Here is a 23,062-nt window from a genome sequence, read left to right as displayed (position 1 = left end):
CCTCAGAACCAGGAGGGGAACCACATCCGTCGCTGCCACTCCACCTGGTCGAGCGGCTGCCCCGTGAGCACGGGGTAGAAGAACGCGAACGTGGCGAGGACCAGCGCCACGTAGAGGCAGACCGCCCAGAGGCCGACGGTGCGCCGGTTCCCGCCGTGGCGCGGCCCCAGGACGTCCTGCAGCACCAGCACCACCGCCAGCACGAGGAAGGGCACGGTGGGCGCCAGGTAGAAGATGAACATCGTCCGCTCGGGGTTGACCAGCCAGGTCAGCCAGCCGGCGGCGATCGCGATCGCGGCCACGCCTGCGGCCGGGTCACGGCGGGCCGCGACCCGCCACACCAGCCACGCCATCGCGGGCACGAACAGGAACCACAGCGTGGGCGTGCCCACCATGAGGATGTAGCGGACGACCTGCCCGCCGTCGTCGTCGGTGAGGCCCTGCGGGTTCCACAGCAGGATCGGGCGGCCGTTCACCAGCCACGACCACGGTCCCGACTCCCACGGGTGCGGCGTCGACAGGCCGCTGTGGAACCGCAGCCACTCGGCGTGCTGGTGCCACAGCGACCGCAGGGCGTCGGGGACGAACGGGAAGGCGGTGTCCGGATTCTGCTGCGCCCAGGCCTTGCCCTGCGACGTCTCGCCGAGGAACCAGCCGGTGAAGCTGGCCAGGTAGGTGAGCACCGGCACCACCGCCAGCGCCCACAGCGCTCCGGGGAGGCCGTACCGGGCTGCGGCGCGGGTGGGCCGCTTCGCCCCCGCGTCGCGCCAGGCGGCCCGCTCCCAGAGCAGGGACGCGACGGCGAAGAAGGCCAGGAACCAGATGCCGCTCCACTTCACCGCGCAGGCGCAGCCGAAGAGCGCCCCGGCGGCGATCCGCCAGCCTCGGGGGCCGAGCCGGAACCCGGCGGCCGCCCGCTCCCCGCCGTCCCGGATGCGGACCCGCACCCGGTCCCGGTCGACCACCAGGCAGGCGACCGCCGAGATTACGAAGACCTGCACGAAGACGTCGAGCAGCCCGATCCGCGACAACGTGAACGAGAGCCCGTCCAGCGCCAGCAGCAGCCCGGCGACCAGGCCCAGGAAGGTCGACCCGGTCAGCCGGCGCGCCAGCCGGACGAGGACGACGACGGCGATCGTGCCGGCCACCGCGCTCGGGAACCGCCACCCCAGCGAGTCGTTCCCGAACAACCCCTCGCCGGCCGCGATCAGCCACTTCCCGAGCGGCGGATGGACGATGAAGGTGTAGCCGCGGTTGTACTCGAAACCCCAGCGCAGCAGGTCCGCGGCCTCGGGCGGGTAGTAGGCCTCGTCGAAGAGCAGCCGGCGGGGATAGCTGATACCGACCAGGCGGCTGGTCAGGGTGAGCGCCCCGAGCGCCGCGGTGAGCACCCAGGACAGCCGGGTGTCGCCGGGCAGTGGCGGGGTGCGGTCGCGGCGCGGACGGGGCGGCATCCGCCACCGCGCCGGCGGAACGGGCTGCGGGGCCGGGCCACCGTCCCGCTCGGGTGCCAGCACCGCCATGCGGGTCAGGGTATGTGGCCGTCGGCGTGACAGGCTGCGGGCGTGAGCGGACGGCTGGTGCTCGGTGGCGCGCCCCTGGGTCAGCCCGGCGACGTCGGCCCGAGGCTGCGCTCGGTCATGGCGACGGCGGACGTCCTCGCGGTCGAGGACACCCGACGCCTGCACCGCCTGGCCGCCGACCTCGAGGTGACCTTCACCGGGCGGGTGGTGACGTTCCACGAGTCGGTGGAGCAGGCGCGGCTGCCCGGGCTGCTGAGCGCGCTGTCCGACGGCGCGACCGTCCTGCTGCTGACCGACGCCGGCATGCCCTCGGTGTCCGACCCCGGCTACACCCTCGTGCGGGCCGCGATCGACGCCGGGATCCCGGTGACGTCGGTGCCCGGCCCCTCGGCGGTGACGACGGCGCTGGCGGTCTCCGGGCTGCCGGTCGACCGGTTCTGCTTCGAGGGGTTCCTGCCGCGCAAGGCGGGGGAGCGCCGTGCCCGCTTCGCCGGACTGGCCGACGAGCAGCGCACGATGGTCTTCTTCGAGTCACCGCACCGGCTGGCCGACGCGCTGGCCGACGCCGCCGCGGTGCTGGGCGACGACCGGCCCGCCGCGGTGTGCCGCGAGCTGACCAAGACCTATGAGGAGATCCGCCGGGGTCCGCTGGCCGAGCTCGCCGCGTGGGCCGCCGAGGGCGTCAAGGGCGAGATCACGCTGGTGGTGGGCGGGGCGCCGCCGCGGGCGGTGTCGCTCACCCCGGCCGAGCTGGCGGCGGAGGTCGCGGCGGAGGAGGCGGCCGGCGCCACCCGCAAGGACGCGATCCGGGCGGTCGTCGAGCGCACCGGTATGCCGCGGCGGGTCGTCTACGACGCCGTCGTCGCCGCGAAGTCCCCCTGACCCACGGCGCGAGTGCGCCCTCTTCCACCCCTCAGGCCCCCCGGACACGTGGGATAGGGCGCAACGGCGCTGAGCCCTGTGGACGAGCGCCGCAGCGGAGGTGGCAGATCCGGCACGGTGCGGCGGTGCCCGTCCCCGCGCGCGTCCCGCCCCAGCTCCGGGAGACGCCCTTCCTCGCGTCGTCCGCCGTCGCCGCGGGCCTGGTGACGGAGCGCCAGCTGGAGGGGGCGGCCTGGCGCCGGCTGGTCCATGGCGTGTACGTGCACCGCGACGTCCCGGTCACGCACCTGCTCCGGGCAGAGGCGGCGCTCCTCCGGCTCCCCGGTGCCGTGGTCACGGGCCGCAGCGCCGCGGCCCTCTGGGGTGTCGAGCTCGCCGGCCCGGAGGACGACGTCGAGCTGACCCTGCCGCCCGGCACCCACATGGTCCGCGTGGTCGGGTTGCACACCCGGCGCGCCGCGCTGCCCGCCACCGACGTCCGCCGTCGCCACGGCCTGCTCGTGTCCTCCCCGGCAGCCACGGCGATCCGGCTGGCGAGCGTGCTCTCGCCGGACTCCGCGGTCGCCGCCGTCGACCAGTTGATCGCGACGGGCGTGGTGGACCTCGAGACGGTGCGGCGACGTGCTGCCGTCGGTCACGGCCCGGGGTCCGCCAGGGGCCGGCGGGTGGTGGCGCTCGCCGACGGGCTGGCGGAGTCCCCGCAGGAGACAAGGGTGCGCCTGACCATCGGACGAAGCCGGTTGCCTCCACCGGTCGCCCAGTTCCGCGTGCTCCACCACGGCCGGTTCGTGGCCCGGGTCGACTTCGCCTGGCCGGACAGGAAGGTCGCGCTCGAGTACGACGGGCTGTGGCATGCCGAACCCGGCCGGTTCGCGCGGGACCGGCGACGGCTCAACGCGCTCCGCGAGGCCGGCTGGAGCGTCGTGTTCGTGACCGCCGCGGATCTGCGCGAGCCGGCTGCGCTCCTCGCCCGGATCGCCCGCGCCCTCGGGTGAGTGCGCGATGACCCACGCCTCACAGGGCCCGAGGGGTGGAAATGGGCGCAACCGCCGGGGTTACAGCCAGCCGTTGCGCTTGAAGCCGCGGTAGAGGAAGAAGCAGGCGCTCAGGATCACCAGCAGCACCGTCGGATAGCCGAAGCGCCAGTCCAGCTCGGGCATGTGCTCGAAGTTCATCCCGTAGATGCCGGCGATCGCGGTGGGGACGGCGATGATGCCGGCGTAGGCCGAGATCTTGCGCATGTCCTCGTTGTCGGCCATCGAGGTGCGGGCGAGCGACGCCTGCAGGATCGAGGTCAGCAGCTCGTCCAGCGAGGCCACCTGGTCGCGCACCCGGATCGCGTGGTCGAGCACGTCGCGGAAGTACGAGCGCATGGCCTCCGGAACGGCGTCGATCTCCCGCTCGGCGAGCTTCTGCAGCGGCACCTCGAGCGGGAACACCGCCCGGCGCAGGGACATCAGCTCCCGCTTGAGCTGGTACAGCCGGCCGATGTCGTCGGTGCGCTCCGGGCTGAACACCGAGGCCTCGAGCTCCTCGACGTCGTCCTCGACCGCCCCCGCGACGTCCACGAAGGTGTCCACCACCAGGTCGGCGACGGCGTAGAGGACCGCCGCTGGGCCCAGGCACAGCAGGTCGCGCTGCTCCTCGAGCCGGTGCCGCAGCTCGCTGAGCTCCCCGTGGTGCCCGTGTCGCACGGTGATCACGTACTGGGGCCCCACGAAGACCATGACCTCGCCGGTGTCCACCACCGCGCTGGTCGCGGTGAGCTGCTCGTGCTCCACGTAGGTGGCCGTCTTGAAAACCATGAACAGCCCGTCGTCGTAGCGCTCGAGCTTGGGGCGCTGGTGGGCGAAGACGGCGTCCTCCACCGCCAGCGGGTGCAGGTCGTAGCGCTCCGCCAGCGCCCCGAGCTCGTCCTCGGCCGGCTCGTAGAGGCCCAGCCACACGAACCCGCCGCTGTCCCGGGCGACCCGGAGCACCTCCTCCGGCGCGACGGGTGCCTGGCGCCGCCCGTCGACGTAGACGGCGCAGTCGACGACGGCCTCGGCTCCGGGCTGCCGCGTGGGCGACCGGGGCTCCCGGCCCGCCGGGCGGGGGCGCGGACCGGGCGGTGCGTCCTGCGGATCGGCGGGAGCGACCGCACGGTCGGGCAGCGGCGGGGTCGACGGTGCGGACGACGTGTCGGCGCTGCTCATCAGGGGATCTCCTCGTGGCCGGGCACCCGCAGCGTAGGCCCGGCCCGGTGGCGGACCGGAGTGGCCGGTGGCGCCCGCGGAGCCGGCTCACCCTTCCGGGTGGAACGGCGATCCGCGCTCTTCAGCGGGCGCGCGGACGCGTCGAGCAGACCGGTGACAGCACCGCATCGGTCAGGAGAACCCCAGTGGCGATCAGCGTCCTCGACATCCGGGACACCAGCGCGTGGCCGCGCCTCGCGCTGCCCTCGCGTCGGGCCGCGACGTCGCACGGCCGCCTGCCGCTCAGCGCCCTGGCCGCCGGCGTCGTCGCCATCGTGCAGGCCGTCGGCCTCCTCGCCGTCGCCCTGCAGGGTCTGGACGGGCTGCTCACCGCCTCCACCCGCCCGGGAGGCCCGGTCGTGGCGATGGCGCTGCTCGCCCTGGCCGGCTGGATCGTGCTCTCGGCCGGCAGCGGCGCCACCCTGATCGACGGTTCCGGCCGCCGCATGCTGATCGGCGTCTCCGTCGCCGAGCTGGTCCTGGTCGGCCTGGTCGGCGTCCTCGCCACCACCACCCCCCTCGCGCTGCCGGTGGCGCTGCCGCTGCCGGGGCTGCTCCTGCTCGCCGCCGCGGTCCCCGTCGGCAAGCTGCTGCTCGCCGGTGCGCCGTCGGCCTCGGCCTGGGTGGCCGCCGGACCGCGCGTCGTCGAGAGCCGGCCCGACCCCGCCACGGCGCACCGGGCCCTGGCCACCCTCACCCTCGGCGTCATCGGCCTGGCCCTCGGGTCGCTGGCCCTGCTCACGCCGGTCGAGGCCTCCGCCGGCACCGGTGAGACCGCCTCCACGGTCGTCTACCAGCCCTGAGTCCGACTGCCCGGGCAATCGGCTGGACGGCCCTCCGTACTGTTGACCCGTGAGTGATCGCCACATCCTGACCGCGGTCGCCTGGCCCTACGCCAACGGCCCGCGGCACATCGGCCACGTCTCCGGTTTCGGGGTCCCCTCCGACGTCTTCAGCCGCTTCCAGCGGATGAACGGCAACCGCGTCCTGATGGTGAGCGGCACCGACGAGCACGGCACGCCGATCACCGTCGCGGCCGACGCCGAGGGCGTGACCCCGCGGCAGATCGCCGACCGCAACAACCGGGTCATCGTGGACGACCTGGCCAGCCTCGGGCTGAGCTACGACCTGTTCACCCGGACCACGACGGCCAACCACGCCGCCGTCAGCCAGGAGATCTTCCTCGGCCTGCTGAAGAACGGCTACGTCTTCCCGAAGACGACGCTCGGCGCGATCAGCCCGTCGACCGGCCGCACGCTGCCCGACCGCTACATCGAGGGCACCTGCCCGATCTGCGGCTACGACGGCGCGCGCGGCGACCAGTGCGACAACTGCGGCAACCAACTGGACCCGACCGACCTGATCAACCCGGTCAGCAGGATCAACGGCGAGACGCCGAAGTTCGTCGAGAGCGAGCACTACTTCCTCGATCTGCCGGCGTTCACCCGCGCGCTGGGTGACTGGCTGGCGACCCGGAAGAACTGGCGCTCCAACGTCCTGAACTTCAGCGTCAACCTGCTCGAGGACCTCAAGCCGCGCAGCTACACCCGTGACATCGACTGGGGCGTGGCGGTGCCGCTGGACGGCTGGCGCGACCGGCCGGACAAGCGCATCTACGTCTGGTTCGACGCCGTCGTGGGGTACCTCTCGGCGTCGATCGAGTGGGCCCGCCGCTCCGGCGACCCCGAGGCGTGGCGGCAGTGGTGGCAGTCCCCGGAGTCCGACGCCTACTACTTCATGGGCAAGGACAACATCGTCTTCCACTCCGAGATCTGGCCGGCCCAGCTGCTCGGCTACAACGGCGAGGGCGACAAGGGCGGCAGCCCCGGCTCGCTGGGCCGGCTGAACCTGCCCACCGAGGTGGTCTCCAGCGAGTTCCTGACCATGGAGGGGCGCAAGTTCTCGTCCTCCCGCCAGGTCGTCATCTACGTGCGGGACTTCCTCGCCCGGTACGACGCCGACGCGCTCCGGTACTTCATCGCCGCCGCGGGCCCGGAGAACCAGGACACCGACTTCACCTGGGCGGAGTTCGTCCGCCGCAACAACGACGAGCTGGTCGCCGGCTGGGGCAACCTGGTCAACCGCACGGTGTCGATGGCGGCCAAGAACGTCGGCGCCGTCCCGACGCCGGGCGAGCTCACCGACGCCGACCGCGCGCTGCTCGAGACGACGAGGTCCGCGTTCGGACCCGTGGGTGAGCTGCTGGGGCGCAACCGGCAGCGGGCCGCCGCGGGCGAGGCGATGCGGGTGGTCGGCGAGGCCAACAAGTACCTGTCGGACCAGGCGCCGTGGAAGCTCAAGGAGGACCCGGCCCGCCGGGACACCGTGCTCCACACGGCGCTGCAGGCGATCAGCGACTGCAACGCGCTGCTCACCCCGTTCCTGCCGCACTCGGCGCAGCAGGTGCACGAGCTGCTCGGCGGCACCGGCGTCTGGTCGCCGTCCCCGCAGATCGTCGAGACCGAGGACCTGGACGACGGCGCGCCCTACCCGATCATCACCGGCGACTACGACGCCGCGTCGGCGGTGTGGGGCTCGCGCCCGCTGCCGCCGGGCGCCCCGCTCGCCCCGCCGACGCCGATCTTCACGAAGCTCGACGAGTCGGTGGTGGCCGACGAGCTGGCGCGCCTGGAGGACGAGGCGAGGTGAGCCGCTCGGCGAGCGCCCGCGCCAACCGGCGGGGCGAGCCGCCGCCGTCCCCGGAGCCGCTGCCGGCACCCGCGGTGGACAGCCACACGCACCTGGACATCGTGCTGGGCGAGCGGCCGGCGGACGGGGAGCACGGCGAGTGGGCGTCCGAGGACGCCGTCGACGCGGAGATCGCGGCGGCGGAGGCGGCCGGGATCCCACGGCTGGTCCAGGTCGGTGTCGACGTCGCCTCGTCGCGCTGGTCTGCCGAGCTGGCCGCCCGGCACCCGAACGTGCTGGCCGCGGTGGCCCTGCATCCCAACGAGGCCGGCGACGGCCGGGCGACCGACGACGCGCTGGCCGAGATCGACCGGCTCGCCGCGCTGCCCCGGGTGCGCGCGGTGGGGGAGACGGGCCTGGACCGCTACCGCACCGGGCCGGAGGGGTGGGACGCGCAGGAGGCGGCCTTCCGCGCGCACATCCGCATCGCCAAGGAGCACGGCATCGCGCTGGTCATCCACGACCGGGACGCGCACGAGGAGATCCTCCGCGTCCTCGACGACGAGGGAGCGCCCGAGCACACGGTCTTCCACTGCTTCTCGGGGGACGCCGCGTTCGCGAAGGCGTGCGTCGAGCGCGGGCACGTCCTGTCCTTCGCCGGCACGCTGACCTTCGGCAACGCCGGCTACCTGCGCGAGGCCGCCGCGCTGACCCCCGTGGACCAGCTGCTCGTGGAGACCGACGCGCCCTTCCTCACCCCGGTCCCGTTCCGAGGCCGCCCCAACGCCTCCCGCCTGGTCCCGCACACCGTGCGAGGCCTCGTCGAGGTCACCGGCACCGACCTCGAGGAGCTCTGCGACCAGCTGACCCGGACCGCCGAGCGCGTCTTCGGCCCCTGGGGGTCGGGAACGCGCGCGTAACAGCCGGGGGGCGCTCCGTGGCAGCGGTGTCGTCCGAAGGGCGACAATCGACAGCGTGGGTCGCCTCATCGCTGCTGTGCTGTTCATCGCCCTCCTGGTTCCCGGCGTGCTGCTGGGCCGGGCGTGGGCGCGTGCGGCGGACCGGCGGGCGGTCGCGAGCGGGTCCGTCCAGCTGGTCGAGCCGACCGCCGAAGGGGCGGCCGCACTGACGCAGCAGGCGCAGCACGGCCGGCGCTGGCGCCGGGCCGGGCTGCTGCTGGGCATCGCCGGGATCGTCGCCAGCGTCGTCGTGTGGGCGGAGTCCTCGGTGTTCCTCTGGGTGCCGATCCTCGTGCTCGGCCTGTTGACCGGTGTCCTGCTGGCCGAGGTGCTGCGCCCCCGGCCGCGCTGGGCGGTCACCCGACCCCCGCGTCGGCCGCGCCAGGCGGAGCTGGTCTCCGGCTGGCTGGTCTGGTCGGCCCGTGCCGTGGTCGTGGCCGAGCTGGCCGCGGCCGCCTGGTTGTGGTCCGGCGACGAGCTGAGCACGGCCGTGGGCTGGACCGCGGTGGTCGTCCCGGGCACGGCCTGGCTGCTGGCCGAGCTGGCCCTGCTGCGGGCGGTGCTGCGGCCCCTGCCGGCCGCGGGTGCCGACGTCCCCGTCGACGAGGCGCTGCGGACCTGGACGGCCCACCTGGTGTCGGCAGCCGCCAGCGTGCTGGCCCTCCTGCCGCTCGGGGCTCTCCTGCTCACCGCGGGGATCGAGCGGGGCGACCGGGTGACCGAGCACTTCGACCTGCTGCCCGTGGCGCTCGTCGCGGGCGGCTTCTCGGCGCTGGCCGCGGGAGCCGCCCTGGCGGTATTCCTCGTGACCTGGCTGCGGCCGGCGCGCACGGGAGCGCCCGCGCTGGCCGGCTGAGGCCGCGTCGGTGCCCGTTCCGGGCCCGGTTCACGCTGTGCGCTTGCTCACCGACGGTTCCGGAGGCATCGCCCCCCGAACGGCGGCAGGGCCCGGCGCGGCCGTGACAGATCGTGTCGGCGCGTCCACATAGCGACATGACGCCGTTCTGCTTCACTGAGTTCGCACCGTTGCCACCGACGTCGTGTTCGTTATCGTGTCGTGATCGACAGCCGGGGTGGAGATCGCCCCGGGCCGCGCCGCCCGGCCGGGAACCCAGGTTCCGGGCCGGACGCCGACCCGGAGCGAGCTGCAGCGGGTGTGCCGTCCACCGCGGCGTGCCCGTTCCTCCTGCCCGGGTCCCGTGACCCCTGGATGTGCCCGTGCGCCGCTCGCTCCGCCTCAGCCTCTTCGCCGTGGTCCTGCTCGGACTCATCGGCGGGACGCTGGCCTTCTTCGTCGCCCAGAAGTCCGTCGTCCTCACCGTCGACGGAGAGGCCCAGCGTGTCGGCACCTACGCCGACACCGTGGCCGAGGTGCTGAAGGAGGAAGGCCTGCAGCCGGCCGCCCACGACGTCCTCCTGCCGGCGGCCGACCAGGCGGTGGCCGACGGCGACACCATCGTCCTGAACCGCGCCCGTCCGCTGCTGCTCAGCGTCGACGGCGTGGAGCAGGAGGTCTACGTGACCGCCCTGTCGGTGGACGAGGCCCTGGAGCAGCTCGGGCTGCGCTCGGACAACCTGGTCCTGTCGGCCAGCCGCAGCGAGCGGCTCCCGCTCGACGGCATGCGCCTGGCGGTCACCACGCCCAAGGACGTCGTCCTCGTTTCGGACAACCAGGAGCGCGTCGTGACCACCACGGCCGCCACCGGGGCCGACCTGCTCGCCGAGCAGGGCATCGTGCTGAGCGCGACCGACCGGGCCAGCGTCGACCTGGCGCTGCCCCTGGTGCACCAGATGCGCCTGCAGGTGTTCCGCGTGGGGATCTCCGACGTCACCGTGACCGAGCCGATCGCGCACGAGGTCGTCGAGACCAAGAACCCCGAGGCGTTCGTGGGTGACAAGAAGGTCACCACGGCCGGCGTGGACGGCGAGCGGACGGTCACCTACCGGGTCACCGTCACCGACGGCGTCGAGACCGCCCGCGAGCAGCTGAGCGCGTCGGTCACCAGGCAGCCGGTGACCGAGCAGGTCACCGTCGGCAGCAAGGCCCGCCCGGCCAACACTCCGTCCGCCGACGGGCTGAACTGGGCCGCGCTCGCCAAGTGCGAGTCCGGTGGCCGGCCGAACGCCGTGAGCGGCACGGGCAAGTACCGCGGCATGTACCAGTTCTCGCAGAGCACCTGGAACGCCGTCGGCGGTACCGGCGACCCGGCCGCCGCCTCGGCCGACGAGCAGACCTACCGCGCGCAGCTGCTGTACCAGCGCTCCGGTGCCGGCCAGTGGCCGCACTGCGGGCCGCGGCTGTTCGGCTGATGAAGGACCCCGCTGCCCCCCACGGCTCGCCCGCTCGCCGCGGGCCCCTGCAGCGGGGCCGTCACTGAGTACGCCGCCCGAGCAGGCCGACGGGCTCCTGGGGCCGGCCGCGATCCGCGAGCTGGCCCAGGAGCTCGACCTGCGCCCGACCAAGTCGCTGGGCCAGAACTTCCTGCACGACGCGAACACCATCCGGCGGATCGTGCGGACCGCCGACCTGCGGCCCGACGACGTCGTGCTGGAGGTCGGCCCGGGCCTGGGCTCGCTGACCCTCGGCCTGCTCCCGGCAGCCGCCGCCGTCACCGCCGTGGAGATCGACCCGCGGATGGCCGGGCGGCTGTCGCGCACGGTCCTCGAGCGCCGGCCCGATCTCGCCGACCGGCTGACCGTCGTCGAGGGTGACGCCCTGCGCATCCGGGAGCTGCCCGGCCCGCCGCCCACGGCGCTGGTGGCCAACCTGCCGTACAACGTCGCCGTGCCGGTGCTGCTGCACCTGCTGGAGCTGCTGCCCACCCTCGACCGGGCGCTGATCCTCGTGCAGGCAGAGGTGGCGGAGCGGCTCGCCGCACCTCCCGGGGGCTCGGCCTACGGCGTCCCGTCGGTCAAGGCCGCCTGGTACGGCGAGGTGCGCCGTGCCGGCAACGTGGGCCGGCGGGTGTTCTGGCCCGAGCCCAACGTCGACTCCGGCCTCGTGGCGCTCGTCCGTCGCCCCCCTCCGGCCGGCGACCGGCAGGCCACCTTCGCGGTCGTCGACGCCGCCTTCGGCATGCGGCGCAAGGGTCTGCGTGCGGCGCTCGCCCGCTGGGCCGGCAGCCCGGCCGCCGCCGAGGCCCGCCTGCGGGCGGCCGGCATCGATCCCTCCGCCCGTGGCGAGCAGCTCTCGGTCACCGACTTCGCCCGGCTGGCGGCCACCGACGAGGTGCAGCCGTGAGGACGCCGGACGCCGTCACCGCCCGCGCCCCGGCGAAGATCAACGCGCACCTCGCCGTGGGGCCGCTGCGTCCCGACGGCTTCCACGAGCTGCGCACCGTCTACCTCGCCGTCTCCCTGTTCGACACCGTCACGGTGCGGGCGGGCGACGGGCTGAGCCTCGCCCTGACCGGCGAGGGCGCGGAGGCGGCCGGTGGGCCCGACGCCGTGCCCACCGACAACCGGAACCTGGTCTGGCGGGCCGCCGAGCTGCTGGCCGATCACGCCGGGGTGCGCGCCGACGCGACCCTGGAGATCGCCAAGTCGATCCCGGCCGCCGCCGGCCTCGCCGGTGGCAGCGCGGACGCGGCGGCCGCGCTGGTCGCCCTGGACGCCCTGTGGGGCACGCGGGCCGACCGGGACGACCTGCTGGCGCTCGCCGCGCAGCTGGGCAGCGACGTGCCGTTCAGCGTGCTCGGCGGCGTCGCGCTCGGCACCGGCCGGGGGGAGCAGCTGACCCCGGTGCTCGCCCGCCGGTCGTGGCACTGGGTGCTCGGCATCGCCGGGGAGGGTCTGTCGACGCCGTCGGTGTACGCCGAGCTCGACCGGCTCCGGGCCGAGGGCCGGGTGCCCGACGGCCGCACCCTCCTCCCCGCCGAGCCGGTCCTCGCGGCACTGCGCACCGGGCCGGCCGCCGCGCTGGGGACGGCGTTGGCCAACGACCTCCAGGCGCCCGCCCTGGGGCTGCGTCCGGCGCTGCGCCGGGCCCTGCGGGCGGCCACCGACGCGGGAGCGCTCGGCGCCCTGGTCAGCGGGTCCGGACCGACCGTCGCGGCCCTGGCCGAGGACGAGCCCGCCGCGGTGCGACTGGCCGCGGCGATGGCCGGTGAGGGCGTGTTCCGCACGGTCCGGGTGGTGGCCGGCCCGGTGGCCGGCGCCCGCGTCGTCCCCGGCTGAGGACCGCTCAGGAGGTGCCGGCGTCCTCGGCGAGCCGGGGGGCCGGGTCGAGGTGGGACAGGCCGTTGTAGGCGAGGTTGACCAGGTGGGCGGCCACGTCGCTCTTCTCCGGGGTCCGCGTGCCCAGCCACCACTGCCCGACCAGGGCCACCATGCCGACCAGCGCCTGGCTGTAGAGCTCGGCCAGCTGCGGGTCGTAGCCGCGGGCGGCGAACTGGCCGCCCAGGATGTGCTCGACCTTGCGCGCGACCTCCCCGATGAGCGAGGAGTACGTGCCCACTCCGCCGGGCACCGGGGCGTCCCGGGTCAGCACCAGGAAGCCGTCGGTGTCGGACTCGATGTACTCCAGCAGGACCAGCGCGGCCCGCTGCAGGAGGTCCCGCGGGTGCCCGGGGCTGGACAGGGCGGTGGCGAAGCTGTCGAGCAGCCGCTGCATCTCCCGGTCGACGACGACGGCGTAGATGCCTTCCTTGCCGCCGAAGTGCTCGTAGACGACCGGCTTGCTCACGCCGGCGCGCGCGGCGATCTCCTCGACGGACGTGGGGCCGTAGCCGCGCTCGCCGAACAGTTCCCGGGCGACGTCGAGCAGTTGCGACCGGCGCTGGTCGCCCGTCATGCGCACGCGCGGCCGGGATTCGTTCAGGGCGCGACCGGAGCCGTCACCCGGCGCTTGGCGGCCAGCCGCACGGGGTCGGGCCACTTGACGTCGCGCGCCCAGCCGAGCCTCTCGAAGACCCAGATCACGCGGGCGCTGATGTCGATCTGCCCGCGGTCCACACCGTGGCGGGCGCAGGTCGGGTCGGCGTGGTGCAGGTTGTGCCACGACTCGCCGCCGCTGAGGATCGCCAGCGGCCAGAAGTTCGTCGCCCGGTCGCGGGACACGAACGGCCGGTTGCCGACCACGTGGCAGACGGAGTTGATCGACCAGGTGACGTGGTGCAGCAGTGCCGCGCGGACCAGGCCGGCCCAGAAGAACGCCGACCACGCGCCGGCCCAGCTGCCGGTGATCAGCCCGCCGAGGACCGCGGGCAGCGCCAGGCTGAGGAAGGCCCACACGACGAACGTCCTGCTGATGAAGACGAGGCCGGCGTCCTTGAGCAGGTCGGGGGCGTAGCGCTGCTGGTTGGTCTTGCGCCGGTCGAACAGCCAGCCGAGGTGCGCGTGGAACATGCCCTTGAGCAGCGCGCGCAGGTCGGTGCCGTAGCGCCACGGGGAGTGCGGGTCGCCCGCCCGGTCGGCGAAGGCGTGGTGCCGCCGGTGGTCGGCCACCCACTGGTTGACCGGGCCCTGGATCGCCATGGAGCCCGCGACGGCCAGGCCGAGGCGCAGCGGGCGGTTGCTCTTGAAGGAGGCGTGCGTGAAGTGCCGGTGGTAGCCGACGGTCACGCCGAGCAGGGAGAGGTAGTAGAAGCCGACCGCCAGGCCGACGTCCAGCCAGGACAGCCCCCAGCCCCACACCGCGGGGACGACGGCGGCGAGGGCCACGAAGGGGACCAGCACGATCACGTAGAGCGTGACGATCTCGAGCGTGCTCTTGTGCCTGCCGATGGCGTTGGCGGGCAACCCGGCGTAGGGATCGGCGAGCGGGGGAGCCGTGGGCCGGGTGAGAGCGGGAGCGGACAAAGGGACTCCTGAGCGGGGTGAGATCCGGGCGCGGTCGGAACCGGCATGCTCCGGGCAGATATCCGCAACCTACGGGACCGTAGGGAACGCGGCGACCCGAGCCCCGTCCGGCGACCCCGTCGCGCAGGGCGGCCCGTACGGGTGCCACTGCGTGCTCCCGGCGCCCCGCGCCCCCTAGGCTCGCACCGGGTACCGCTCCGCGCGGCGCCCCCGGGGTGCGGCCGATCCGCACCGCGGGTGGGGGATGGGGTAATCGGCAGCCCGCCGGCCTTTGGAGCCGTGCAGTCTCGGTTCGAGTCCGAGTCCCCCAGCAAGACCGCCCAGCACGCCGAGGAGATCCGTGAGCCCCCAGGAGACCCCCGCCGGGGGACCGGCCGTCGCCGCCGTCGTCGTTCTCGCCGCCGGGCAGGGCACGCGCATGCGCTCGTCGACGCCGAAGGTGCTGCACGCCCTCGGCGGCCGCTCGATGCTCGGTCACGTCCTGGCCGCGACCGCACCGCTGCAGGCCGGGGTGACCGTGGTGGTCGTCGGGTCCGGCCGCGACCAGGTGGAAGCGCACCTCGCGGAGATCGCCCCCGGGGCGCTCCCGGTCGTCCAGGAGGAGCAGCGCGGCTCCGGGCACGCCGCCGCCGTCGCGCTGGCCGCCGTCCCCGAGGTCGAGGGGCCGGTGCTGCTGGTCAACGGCGACGCCCCCCTGCTGCGCGAGGAGACCGTCGGCGCCCTGGTGGCCGAGCACACGCGCGCCGGCCACGCGTTCACCGTGCTCACCGCCGCGGTCGACGACCCGACGGGGCTGGGGCGCATCGTGCGCGACGCCTCGGGTGCGGTCACCGCGATCGTGGAGGAGCGGGACGCGACGCCGGAGCAGCGCGCGATCCGCGAGGTCAACGCCGGGGTCTACCTCGGCGACGCCGCCGCGCTGCGCAGCGGCCTGGCCCGCATCGGCTCCGGCAACGACCAGGGCGAGCTGTACGTCACCGACGTCCTCGGACTGCTCGTGGCCGACGGCGCCCCGGTCGGTGGCGTCCGCGCCGAGGACCCCGACGACGTCCTGGGGTGCAACGACCGCCGCGAGCTCGCCGCGCGCCGTCGCACCCTCAACGACCGCGTCCTCGACCGGCTGATGCGCGAGGGGGTCACCGTCGTCGACCCGCAGACCACCTGGGTCGACGTCACCGTCACCGTCGGCAACGACGCCGTCCTCGAGCCCGGCACGCACCTGCAGGGGACGACGACGGTCGCGTCCGGAGCGGTCGTCGGGCCGGACACCACGCTGCTCGACTGCACGGTCGAGGCCGGGGCCGAGGTCGTCCGCTCGCACTGCCTCGGGGCGGTCATCGGGCCGGAGTCCACCGTCGGCCCCTTCAGCTACCTGCGCCCGGGCACCCGCCTGGCCCGCGGCAGCAAGGTGGGGGCCTTCGTCGAGACCAAGAACGTCGAGGTGGGCGAGGGCTCCAAGGTGCCACACCTCTCGTACGTGGGTGACGCCACCATCGGCCGCGGCTCGAACGTCGGGGCCGCGACCGTCTTCGTGAACTACGACGGGGTCGCCAAGCACCGCACGACGATCGGTGACCAGGTGCGGATCGGGTCCGACACCATGCTGGTGGCGCCGGTCACCGTCGGCGACGGCGCCTACACCGCTGCCGGCTCGGTGATCACCAAGGACGTCCCCCCGGGGGCCATGGGCGTGGCACGGGCCGCCCAGCGGAATGTGGGAGGCTGGGTCCGACGCCGACGGCCGGGTAGCCCCGCCGCGGAGGCCGCTGCCGCCGCCGAGCGGCGTGCGGACGCCCCCGGGGATCCCGGGGTGCACGACGACGACGAGGGACAGCAGAGCCGATGAGTGCCATCCGGCAGACCACCAACAAGAGCCTGATGCTCTTCTCCGGCCGGGCGTACCCCGAGCTCGCCGACGAGATCGCCGGCCACCTGGGCGTGACGCCCACCCCGACGGCCGCCTACGAGTTCGCCAACGGCGAGCTGTTCGTGCGCTTCGAGGAGTCGGTGCGCGGCTGCGACGCCTTCGTGGTGCAGAGCCACACGGCGCCGATCAACACCTGGCTCATGGAGCAGTTGGTCATGGTCGACGCGCTCAAGCGCGCCTCGGCCAAGCGCATCACCGTCGTCGCCCCCTTCTTCCCGTACGCGCGGCAGGACAAGAAGCACCGCGGCCGCGAGCCGATCTCCGCGCGCCTGGTCGCCGACCTGTTCAAGACCGCCGGCGCCGACCGGCTCATGACCGTCGACCTGCACACGGCGCAGATCCAGGGCTTCTTCGACGGCCCGGTCGACCACCTGTTCGCCATGGACCTGCTCATCAACCACGTCAAGGAGCGTTGGGGCGACCGCGACATCACCGTCGTCTCGCCCGACTCCGGCCGGGTGCGCGTCTCCGAGCGGTGGAGCGACAAGCTCGGCGGCACTCCGCTGGCCTTCATCCACAAGACCCGTGACCCGCTGGTCGCCAACGAGGTCGTGGCCAACCGCGTGGTCGGCGAGGTCGAGGGCCGGGTCTGCATCCTGGTCGACGACATGATCGACACCGGCGGCACGATCGTGAAGGCCGCCGAGACGCTCTTCGACGCGGGCGCCGCCGACGTCATCGTCGCCGCGACGCACGGCGTGCTGTCCGGACCCGCCACCGAGCGGCTGTCCAACAGCAAGGTCAGCGAGGTCATCATCACGAACACGCTGCCCATCGAGCCCGAGCGCCGGTTCGACAAGCTCACCGTCCTCTCGATCGCCCCGCTGCTCGCGCGGGCCATCAAGGAGGTCTTCGAGGACGGATCCGTGACGTCGCTCTTCGACGGCGCCTCGTAACACCGCGTTCCTCCGGATCACACCGCGGCCGGGCGCCGTCCCGGCCTGGGCCGAGCCGCTGCCCATGTTCCGGTCGGGGACCCTCCGGGCCCCGCGATCGGCCCACCGCTGCGCGTCTGCCGCAACTCGTCGCGTATCCTCTTTCCCGTTGCCCGGCGAGGGAGCTCCTGCTCCGTGATCGACGTGCGTGCTCCGGTGGGAATCCCTGGCGGTGTGCCGCGCTCGTGCGCCGGCCCGCAGATCCGATCCACCTCTCGAGGAGCACATCACCGTGGCTGACTTCCGGCTCGAAGCCGAGATCCGCACCGAGTTCGGCAAGGGCAGCGCGCGTCGCACCCGCCGCGCCGGCCGCGTCCCCGCCGTCCTCTACGGGCACGGCCAGGACGTCGTCCACCTGTCGCTGCCGGCCCGCGAGTTCGCCGCGGCGCTGCGCAACGGTGGCTCCAACGCCCTGCTCACCGTCGTCCTCGACGGCAAGGACCAGCTGGCCCTGACCAAGGCCGTGCAGCGCGACCCGATCAAGCGCACCCACGAGCACGTCGACCTGGTCATCGTCCGCCGCGGCGAGAAGGTCACCGTGGACGTCCCGGTCGTCGTCGTCGGCGATCCCGCCCCCGACACCCTGGTGAGCATCGAGCTCAACACCGTCTCGGTGCAGGTGGCCGCCACGAGCATCCCCGAGTCGATCGAGGTCGACGTCACCGGCCGCGGCGTCGGCGAGGGCTTCACCGTCGCCGACCTGACGCTGCCCCGCGGCGCCACCCTGCTCACCGACGAGACCTACCTCGTGGTCAACCTCATGGCCGCCCCGACCGCCGAGGCCCTCGAGGCCGAGCTCGCCGAGGCCGAGGCCGAGGCCGGCATCGAGAAGGAGGAGTCGGGCGAGGCCGCCGAGGGCGAGGGCGAGGGCGACGTCGTGCCCGAGCCGCAGGACCAGGGCAGCGGCGAGTCGATGGACTCGGCCGAGAAGTCCGCGGACAGCTGAGGCATCCCCTGAGCGACAGCACGACCCTCGGGGGCGCCGGCACTGCCGGCGCCCCCGAGGCGTCCGTTCCCAGCGAGGGGCCCTTCCTCGTCGTGGGGCTCGGCAACCCCGGTCCCGGGTACGCCGGGCACCGGCACAACGTCGGCGCGATGGTGCTCGACGTGCTGGCCGACCGGGCCGGCATCCGGCTCTCGCCCGGCAAGGGCGCCCGGTCCCGCGCGGTGAGCGGTGAGGGGAGGTTGGCCGGACGCCGGGTCGTGCTCGCCCGTCCCCTGACGTACATGAACGAGTCGGGCGGACCCGTGCGCGGGCTGCTCGACTACCACAAGCTTCCCGTCTCGGACCTCGTCGTCGTGCACGACGAGCTCGACATCCCGTTCTCGGCCGTCCGCCTGAAGCGCGGCGGCGGGGAGGGCGGGCACAACGGCCTGCGGTCGATCTCCCGGTCCACCGGGACCCGGGACTACCTGCGTGTGCGCGTCGGCATCGGCCGCCCCCCGGGCCGGCAGGACCCCGCCGACTTCGTGCTGAAGGACTTCTCCTCGACCGAGCGGAAGGAGCTGGACCTCCTGCTGGTCGAGGCGGCCGACGCCACCGAGGCGCTGCTGGCCGGTGGTCTGGAGGCCGCGCAGAACGACGTCCACCCGCGCAGCTAGGTGGACTGCCGCCCGGCAGGTCCGAAAGGGTGAAGCCAGCCCTCGTGGGTTGACTGCACTGATCACGGACTGTGAGGGTTGCCCCCGGCGTCGAGGACATCTTCCGGGGGGAACGTCCAGTTCAGAGGCTCGTCGCCTCGCCCCCGATGTATCGACTCGATTACGAAGCGTAACGGGGGGCACGTCGTGCTGGTGGACAAGGACGTAGTGGACTGCGGGCTGGGACTCATCCCGGCCCCTCGGCGGGCGCCTGCGCCCGTGCCCGAACCTCCGCTCGAGCGTGTCACCACCGCGGGCTGGGTCCGCACCTACGCCCGCGGCCTCGCCGTCGTCGAGGCGCTCACCGCAGCGGCCGTGGGAGCCGGGGTCGTCCTGACCCGGCCCGAGGGTCTGCCACCCACGCCGTCCCTCTTCTGGGCAGCAGTGGCGCTCGTCCCCGCGTGGCCGGTCCTCCTCTGGGCCTGTGGCGCCCACGCCGAGCGGGTGTTCGGGACGGGCAGCGACGAGTACCGGACCGTCGGGCGCGCGGGGCTCCTCCTGCTGGCGATCGCCGGCTTCGTCTCCTACGCCGCCGGGCTCGACCTGAGCCGGGCGCTGGTCGTCGTCGGCGTGCCGGCGCTCACGGTCGCCACCCTGCTCTGGCGGTACGCCGCGCGCTGCCACCTGCGGCGTCTCCGGGCGCGGGGCCGGTGCACCAAGCGCGTGGTGGTCGTCGGCCGCGGTGGGGCGGTCCTCGAGCTCGCCGACCGCCTACGGCGGGAGAACTACGCCGGCCTGGACGTCGTCGGCTTCTGCGTGACCCCGGGCGACCTCGACCGCATCGGCGGTCAGGTGGACGTCCCCGTCGGCGGCCTCGACGACGTCGTCGAGCTGGCCGCCCGCCTGGGCGCGGACACCATCGCGGTGACCTCGGCGAGCGAGACGGCCGCGCAGTACCTGCGCCAGCTCTCCTGGCACCTGGAGGGGACCGGCGTCGAGCTGCTGGTCGCGCCGGGGCTGATCGAGGTGGCCGGGCCGAGGCTGCACATCCGGCCGTTCGAGGGCCTGCCCCTCCTGTCGGTCGAGCAGCCGCGCTTCGAGGGCTGGCAGCGCATGGTCAAGGGCGCGTTCGACCGCTGCGCCGCGGCGCTGGCGCTCCTGGCCCTCGCGCCGGTCCTGGCCGGCATCGCGCTGGCCGTCCGGCTCTCCAGCTCGGGGCCGGCGCTGTACCGCCAGGAGCGGATCGGGATCAACGGCCGGGCCTTCACCATGCTCAAATTCCGCAGCATGGTGGTCGACGCCGACCAGCGCCTCGAGGCCATCCAGGCGGGCAACATCTCCGACGGGCCGCTGTTCAAGATGCGGGAGGACCCGCGGGTCACCCCGGTCGGCCGCTGGCTGCGCCGGCTGTCGCTCGACGAGCTGCCGCAGCTGCTCAACGTCCTGGGCGGCTCGATGGCGCTCGTGGGCCCGCGTCCGCCCCTGCCGGGTGAGGTGGCCCGCTACGACTCCTCGGTCAGCCGGCGGCTGCTCGTGAAGCCGGGGCTCACCGGCCTGTGGCAGATCTCCGGCCGCAGCGACCTGCCCTGGGAGGAGGCCGTCCGGCTGGACCTCCGCTACGTCGAGAACTGGTCGCTGGCGACCGACTTCCTGATCCTCTGGAAGACCGGCCGGGCCGTGCTCAGCCGCTCCGGCGCGTACTGACGCCTCCGCCCTGGGACGCCTCCGGCGCCGGTCACCCGTCCGGGTCAGGCGACCACCCGGACGGGCCCGCTGACGCCTCCGGACCGTGATCATGAGGTCTCGGCAGGTGGCGGCCTCGATCCCGACGGGGAGACCGACCTCGGGGGACGAGACGAACGGAGGCACCATGCGGATCGCCATGGTGGGAACCCGCGGTGTGCCCGCGCGGTACGGCGGCTTCGAGACGGCTGTCGAGGAGGTCGGCCGCAGGCTGGCCGACCGCGGTCACAGCGTCGTCGTCTACTGCCGGACCGCCGGGGACGACGGCGAACGGCTCGAGCAGCACCTGGGCATGGACCTCGTCCACCTGCCGGCCGCGCGCAAGCGCTCGCTGGAGACCCTGAGCCACACCGCGCTGTCGGTGGCGCACCTCGTGCGACACCGGACCGACGCCGCGATCGTCTTCAACGCCGCCAACTCGCCCCTGCTGCCGCTGCTGCGCGCCGCCCGCATCCCGGTCGCGACGCACGTCGACGGGCTCGAGTGGAAGCGCGCCAAGTGGGGACCGGTCGGCCAGCGCTACTACCGGATCGCCGAGTCGATGGCCGTGCGGTGGTCCGACGCCCTCATCGCCGATGCGCAAGGCATCGCCGACTACTACCGCCGCGAGTTCGCCGCTCCGACCACGCTGCTGAGCTACGGCGCGCCGCTGATCGAACCCGGAGCCGACCGGCTGGCCGAGCTGGGTCTCACCCCGGGCGGCTACCACCTGGTCGTCGCCCGCTTCGAGCCGGAGAACCACGTCGACGTCATCGTCGAGGGGTACACCCGCAGCTCGGCGACCAAGCCCCTGGTGGTGGTCGGTTCCGCGCCCTACTCCGACGCCTACACAGCACGGGTGCACGCCGCTGCCGACGAGCGCGTGCGCTTCCTCGGCGGGGTCTGGGACCAGGTGCAGCTCGACCAGCTGTACGCGAGCGCCTATACCTACCTGCACGGTCACTCCGTCGGCGGGACGAACCCCTCACTGCTGCGGGCCATCGGTGCCGGTGCCGCCGTGCTGGCCTATGACGTGGACTTCAACCGCGAGGTGGTCGCCGAGTCCGGCCGCTACTTCGCCAACCCCGCGGACGTCGCCGCGCTGGTCGACGCCACGGAGGCCGACCCGGAGGGCGTCGTGAAGTCCGGTCTGCGGGCGCGAGAGCTCGCCGAGCACTACAGCTGGGACGACGTCGCGGCAGGCTACGAGCAGCTCGCGCTGACGCTGGCCCGCCGTGAGTTCCCGTCCCGGCGGCCCCGCGGCCGGCGCCTGTCGGTGCAGCCGCCGGAGCCGTTCCGCGTGCCGGCGCCGCGCAGCGAGCCGGCGGACGAGGAGGACGCCGTCGTCGTCCGCTTCCGGAGGGCACAGTGACGGTCACGGAGCAGGTCCGCCGTCATCCGGACGGCGAGAGCCTGGGTGCGACGCTCGCGCGGTTGGCCGGTGCCCAGAAGGGTGCGGCCGGCGCACCGGCGTACGGCCGGTTCGTGAACCGGAAGCTCGGCCGACTGCTGGCCGCCCTGGCGTTCCACGCCCGGCTCACCCCCAACGCGGTCACCGGCATCAGTGCCCTGTTCACCGGCACCGGCATCGCCCTGCTGGCCCTCGTGTCGCCGGGTTGGTCGACGGGCCTCGCGGTCTCGGCCTGCCTGGTCCTCGGGTACGCCCTGGACGCAGCCGACGGTCAACTGGCCCGGCTGCGCGGGGGTGGGTCGCCGGCCGGAGAGTGGCTGGACCACATGGTGGACTCGGTCAAGATCGCGACCCTGCATCTCGCGGTGCTCATCGGCTGGTACCGGTTCGACACCGTCGACGGCGACGCACTCCTCCTGCTGCCCCTGGGGTTCGCCGTCGTGGCCGTCGTGCACTTCTTCGCGACCCTGCTGAACGAGGCCCTCCGTGCGCAGCACGGTTCGCGGACGCGGGCGGAGCGGTCCACCGAGCGGCCCAGCGTGGTCCGGTCCCTGATGGTGGCGCCCACCGACTACGGCGTCCTGTGCCTGCTGTTCGTGCTCCTGGGTGCGCCGTCGTTGTTCGTTGCCGGTTACGCCGTGCTGTTCGGTGCGACGGCGGTCTACCTGACGCTCGCGTCGGTGAAGTGGTATCGAGAGATGGGCAGGTTGGCGCGATGAGTTCCCCTCCGAACCCCGGTTCGTCCTCCGGGGACGAGGCTGCGTCGGGCGGTCGCCCGAGCCTCCTCGTCCGGCGCCGGGCACTGCTCGTCACCGCGGCTGCCGCGGTGCTGGCGGCGCTGGTGGTCCTGGGCATCGTCCTCGGTACGGGCTCCGACGAGTCCGACGACGCACGGACCGGCGACCCCGTCGCGAGTGCCTCGCCGTCGACGACGCCCGAGCCCGAGCCGACCGGCGGGACGCCCGCACCCGAGCCGGCGGAACCGCCCGGTACCGATCCGGTCGACGCCGGTGAGGTGGAGGTGCCGGCCCTCCCCGCGGTGGCGCTGGACGAGGCGGTCGCGCTGGACGAGGTCACCGCATCGATCGCGCTCATCGAGGAGATCGACGGCACGCCGACCGGCCCCGGGGACGTGGGCGGTCCGGCGCTGCGGCTCACGGTGCGGGTCGTGAACCAGACGGCGACGGACGTGCCTCTGGACGGGATCTCGGTCAACGTCTTCTCCGGTCCGGACCGCGCTCCCGCGTCGCCACTGGACGACCCCTCGCGCTCGCCTTTCGTGGGTGTGCTCGCGCCGACGGACACGGCCGAGGGGGTCTACGTCTTCCGCGTGCCGGTGGACCGACGGGACGTCGTCACCGTCGAGATCAGCTACAAGGCCGGCGCTCCGCTGGCGGTGTTCTCCGGCCCGGTGCGCTGACGCCCCGGGCCGCAGCACCTGGACGGAGCCCCCTCGAGCAC

Annotated in this window: 21 protein-coding genes and 1 tRNA gene; 18 read left to right on the top strand and 4 right to left on the bottom strand. The window is 73.9% G+C overall.

Annotated features, from left to right (window positions below; translation table 11 throughout):
* Window positions 1-2: 2 nt before the first annotated feature.
* Window positions 3-1,523: a dolichyl-phosphate-mannose--protein mannosyltransferase gene (locus tag BN344_RS06050; RefSeq protein ID WP_040337365.1), complete on the bottom strand. Its 1,521-nt coding sequence runs from the start codon at window positions 1,521-1,523 to the stop codon at window positions 3-5.
* A 42-nt stretch (window positions 1,524-1,565) separates the two neighbouring features.
* On the opposite strand from BN344_RS06050, the gene rsmI reads away from it, so the two are divergent.
* Window positions 1,566-2,405, top strand: a complete 840-nt coding sequence (gene rsmI / locus BN344_RS06045; RefSeq protein ID WP_040337364.1) for a 16S rRNA (cytidine(1402)-2'-O)-methyltransferase — start codon at window positions 1,566-1,568, stop codon at window positions 2,403-2,405.
* 125 nt (window positions 2,406-2,530) lie between these two features.
* The gene (locus tag BN344_RS06040; protein WP_040337363.1) at window positions 2,531-3,400 is read left to right on the top strand and encodes a PDDEXK family nuclease; all 870 of its coding nucleotides are present in this window, start codon (window positions 2,531-2,533) and stop codon (window positions 3,398-3,400) included.
* A 60-nt stretch (window positions 3,401-3,460) separates the two neighbouring features.
* Here the strand turns inward: BN344_RS06040 and corA are convergent, their stop codons facing one another.
* Entirely contained in the window at window positions 3,461-4,600 is a 1,140-nt protein-coding gene (corA, locus tag BN344_RS06035; protein WP_081788384.1) for a magnesium/cobalt transporter CorA, read from the bottom strand.
* A gap of 185 nt (window positions 4,601-4,785) precedes the next feature.
* On the opposite strand from corA, the gene BN344_RS06030 reads away from it, so the two are divergent.
* From BN344_RS06030 to BN344_RS06000, 7 genes are all read left to right on the top strand, one after another.
* Window positions 4,786-5,442: a hypothetical protein gene (locus BN344_RS06030; protein ID WP_040337362.1), complete on the top strand. Its 657-nt coding sequence runs from the start codon at window positions 4,786-4,788 to the stop codon at window positions 5,440-5,442.
* 49 nt (window positions 5,443-5,491) lie between these two features.
* Window positions 5,492-7,288: a methionine--tRNA ligase gene (gene metG, locus BN344_RS06025; RefSeq protein WP_040337361.1), complete on the top strand. Its 1,797-nt coding sequence runs from the start codon at window positions 5,492-5,494 to the stop codon at window positions 7,286-7,288.
* Window positions 7,285-8,187 (top strand): TatD family hydrolase, encoded by a 903-nt coding sequence (locus tag BN344_RS06020; RefSeq protein WP_040337360.1) that lies wholly within the window; start codon window positions 7,285-7,287, stop codon window positions 8,185-8,187. Before metG ends, BN344_RS06020 begins: the two co-directional genes overlap by 4 nt.
* A gap of 55 nt (window positions 8,188-8,242) precedes the next feature.
* Window positions 8,243-9,082, top strand: a complete 840-nt coding sequence (locus BN344_RS06015; RefSeq protein ID WP_040337359.1) for a hypothetical protein — start codon at window positions 8,243-8,245, stop codon at window positions 9,080-9,082.
* Between the two features lie 362 nt (window positions 9,083-9,444).
* A complete protein-coding gene (locus BN344_RS06010; RefSeq protein WP_040337358.1) occupies window positions 9,445-10,536 on the top strand; it encodes a resuscitation-promoting factor in 1,092 nt (363 codons plus the stop codon).
* The gene (gene rsmA, locus BN344_RS06005; RefSeq protein WP_231486517.1) at window positions 10,493-11,467 is read left to right on the top strand and encodes a 16S rRNA (adenine(1518)-N(6)/adenine(1519)-N(6))-dimethyltransferase RsmA; all 975 of its coding nucleotides are present in this window, start codon (window positions 10,493-10,495) and stop codon (window positions 11,465-11,467) included. The genes BN344_RS06010 and rsmA overlap by 44 nt, the downstream gene beginning before the upstream one ends.
* Window positions 11,464-12,402 carry a 4-(cytidine 5'-diphospho)-2-C-methyl-D-erythritol kinase gene (locus tag BN344_RS06000; protein ID WP_040337357.1) on the top strand — a complete coding sequence of 313 codons (939 nt, stop codon included), beginning with the start codon at window positions 11,464-11,466 and terminating at the stop codon, window positions 12,400-12,402. Before rsmA ends, BN344_RS06000 begins: the two co-directional genes overlap by 4 nt.
* 7 nt (window positions 12,403-12,409) lie before the next feature.
* Here the strand turns inward: BN344_RS06000 and BN344_RS05995 are convergent, their stop codons facing one another.
* Both BN344_RS05995 and BN344_RS05990 read right to left on the bottom strand, forming a co-directional pair.
* Entirely contained in the window at window positions 12,410-13,018 is a 609-nt protein-coding gene (locus BN344_RS05995) for a TetR/AcrR family transcriptional regulator (protein ID WP_040337356.1), read from the bottom strand.
* Window positions 13,019-13,041: 23 nt separating this feature from the next.
* Window positions 13,042-14,025, bottom strand: coding sequence for an acyl-CoA desaturase (locus BN344_RS05990; RefSeq protein ID WP_040337355.1), 984 nt, complete (start codon window positions 14,023-14,025; stop codon window positions 13,042-13,044).
* A 238-nt stretch (window positions 14,026-14,263) separates the two neighbouring features.
* Here BN344_RS05990 and BN344_RS05985 point away from each other — a divergent pair.
* The 9 genes from BN344_RS05985 to BN344_RS05945 all read left to right on the top strand — a co-directional run bounded on the left by BN344_RS05985 (window position 14,264) and on the right by BN344_RS05945 (window position 23,021).
* Window positions 14,264-14,336 (top strand) — tRNA-Gln (locus BN344_RS05985).
* A 29-nt stretch (window positions 14,337-14,365) separates the two neighbouring features.
* Window positions 14,366-15,871 carry a bifunctional UDP-N-acetylglucosamine diphosphorylase/glucosamine-1-phosphate N-acetyltransferase GlmU gene (gene glmU / locus BN344_RS05980; RefSeq protein ID WP_040337354.1) on the top strand — a complete coding sequence of 502 codons (1,506 nt, stop codon included), beginning with the start codon at window positions 14,366-14,368 and terminating at the stop codon, window positions 15,869-15,871.
* Window positions 15,868-16,848: a ribose-phosphate diphosphokinase gene (locus tag BN344_RS05975; RefSeq protein WP_040337353.1), complete on the top strand. Its 981-nt coding sequence runs from the start codon at window positions 15,868-15,870 to the stop codon at window positions 16,846-16,848. The genes glmU and BN344_RS05975 overlap by 4 nt, the downstream gene beginning before the upstream one ends.
* A 271-nt stretch (window positions 16,849-17,119) precedes the next feature.
* A complete protein-coding gene (locus BN344_RS05970) occupies window positions 17,120-17,833 on the top strand; it encodes a 50S ribosomal protein L25/general stress protein Ctc (protein ID WP_040337352.1) in 714 nt (237 codons plus the stop codon).
* Between the two features lie 92 nt (window positions 17,834-17,925).
* The gene (gene pth / locus BN344_RS05965; RefSeq protein WP_040337351.1) at window positions 17,926-18,489 is read left to right on the top strand and encodes an aminoacyl-tRNA hydrolase; all 564 of its coding nucleotides are present in this window, start codon (window positions 17,926-17,928) and stop codon (window positions 18,487-18,489) included.
* 258 nt (window positions 18,490-18,747) lie between these two features.
* A complete protein-coding gene (locus tag BN344_RS05960) occupies window positions 18,748-20,172 on the top strand; it encodes a sugar transferase (protein ID WP_166518193.1) in 1,425 nt (474 codons plus the stop codon).
* A gap of 166 nt (window positions 20,173-20,338) precedes the next feature.
* Window positions 20,339-21,562, top strand: a complete 1,224-nt coding sequence (locus BN344_RS05955; RefSeq protein WP_040338024.1) for a DUF1972 domain-containing protein — start codon at window positions 20,339-20,341, stop codon at window positions 21,560-21,562.
* Window positions 21,559-22,320, top strand: coding sequence for a CDP-alcohol phosphatidyltransferase family protein (locus BN344_RS05950; RefSeq protein ID WP_051515581.1), 762 nt, complete (start codon window positions 21,559-21,561; stop codon window positions 22,318-22,320). Before BN344_RS05955 ends, BN344_RS05950 begins: the two co-directional genes overlap by 4 nt.
* Window positions 22,317-23,021 carry a hypothetical protein gene (locus BN344_RS05945; protein ID WP_040337350.1) on the top strand — a complete coding sequence of 235 codons (705 nt, stop codon included), beginning with the start codon at window positions 22,317-22,319 and terminating at the stop codon, window positions 23,019-23,021. The genes BN344_RS05950 and BN344_RS05945 overlap by 4 nt, the downstream gene beginning before the upstream one ends.
* Window positions 23,022-23,062: the final 41 nt, after the last annotated feature.

It is taken from the genome of Candidatus Blastococcus massiliensis AP3 (assembly GCF_000582785.1).
GTDB lineage: Bacteria > Actinomycetota > Actinomycetes > Mycobacteriales > Geodermatophilaceae > Blastococcus > Blastococcus massiliensis.
This window is presented reverse-complemented; position numbering and strand designations above follow the sequence as displayed.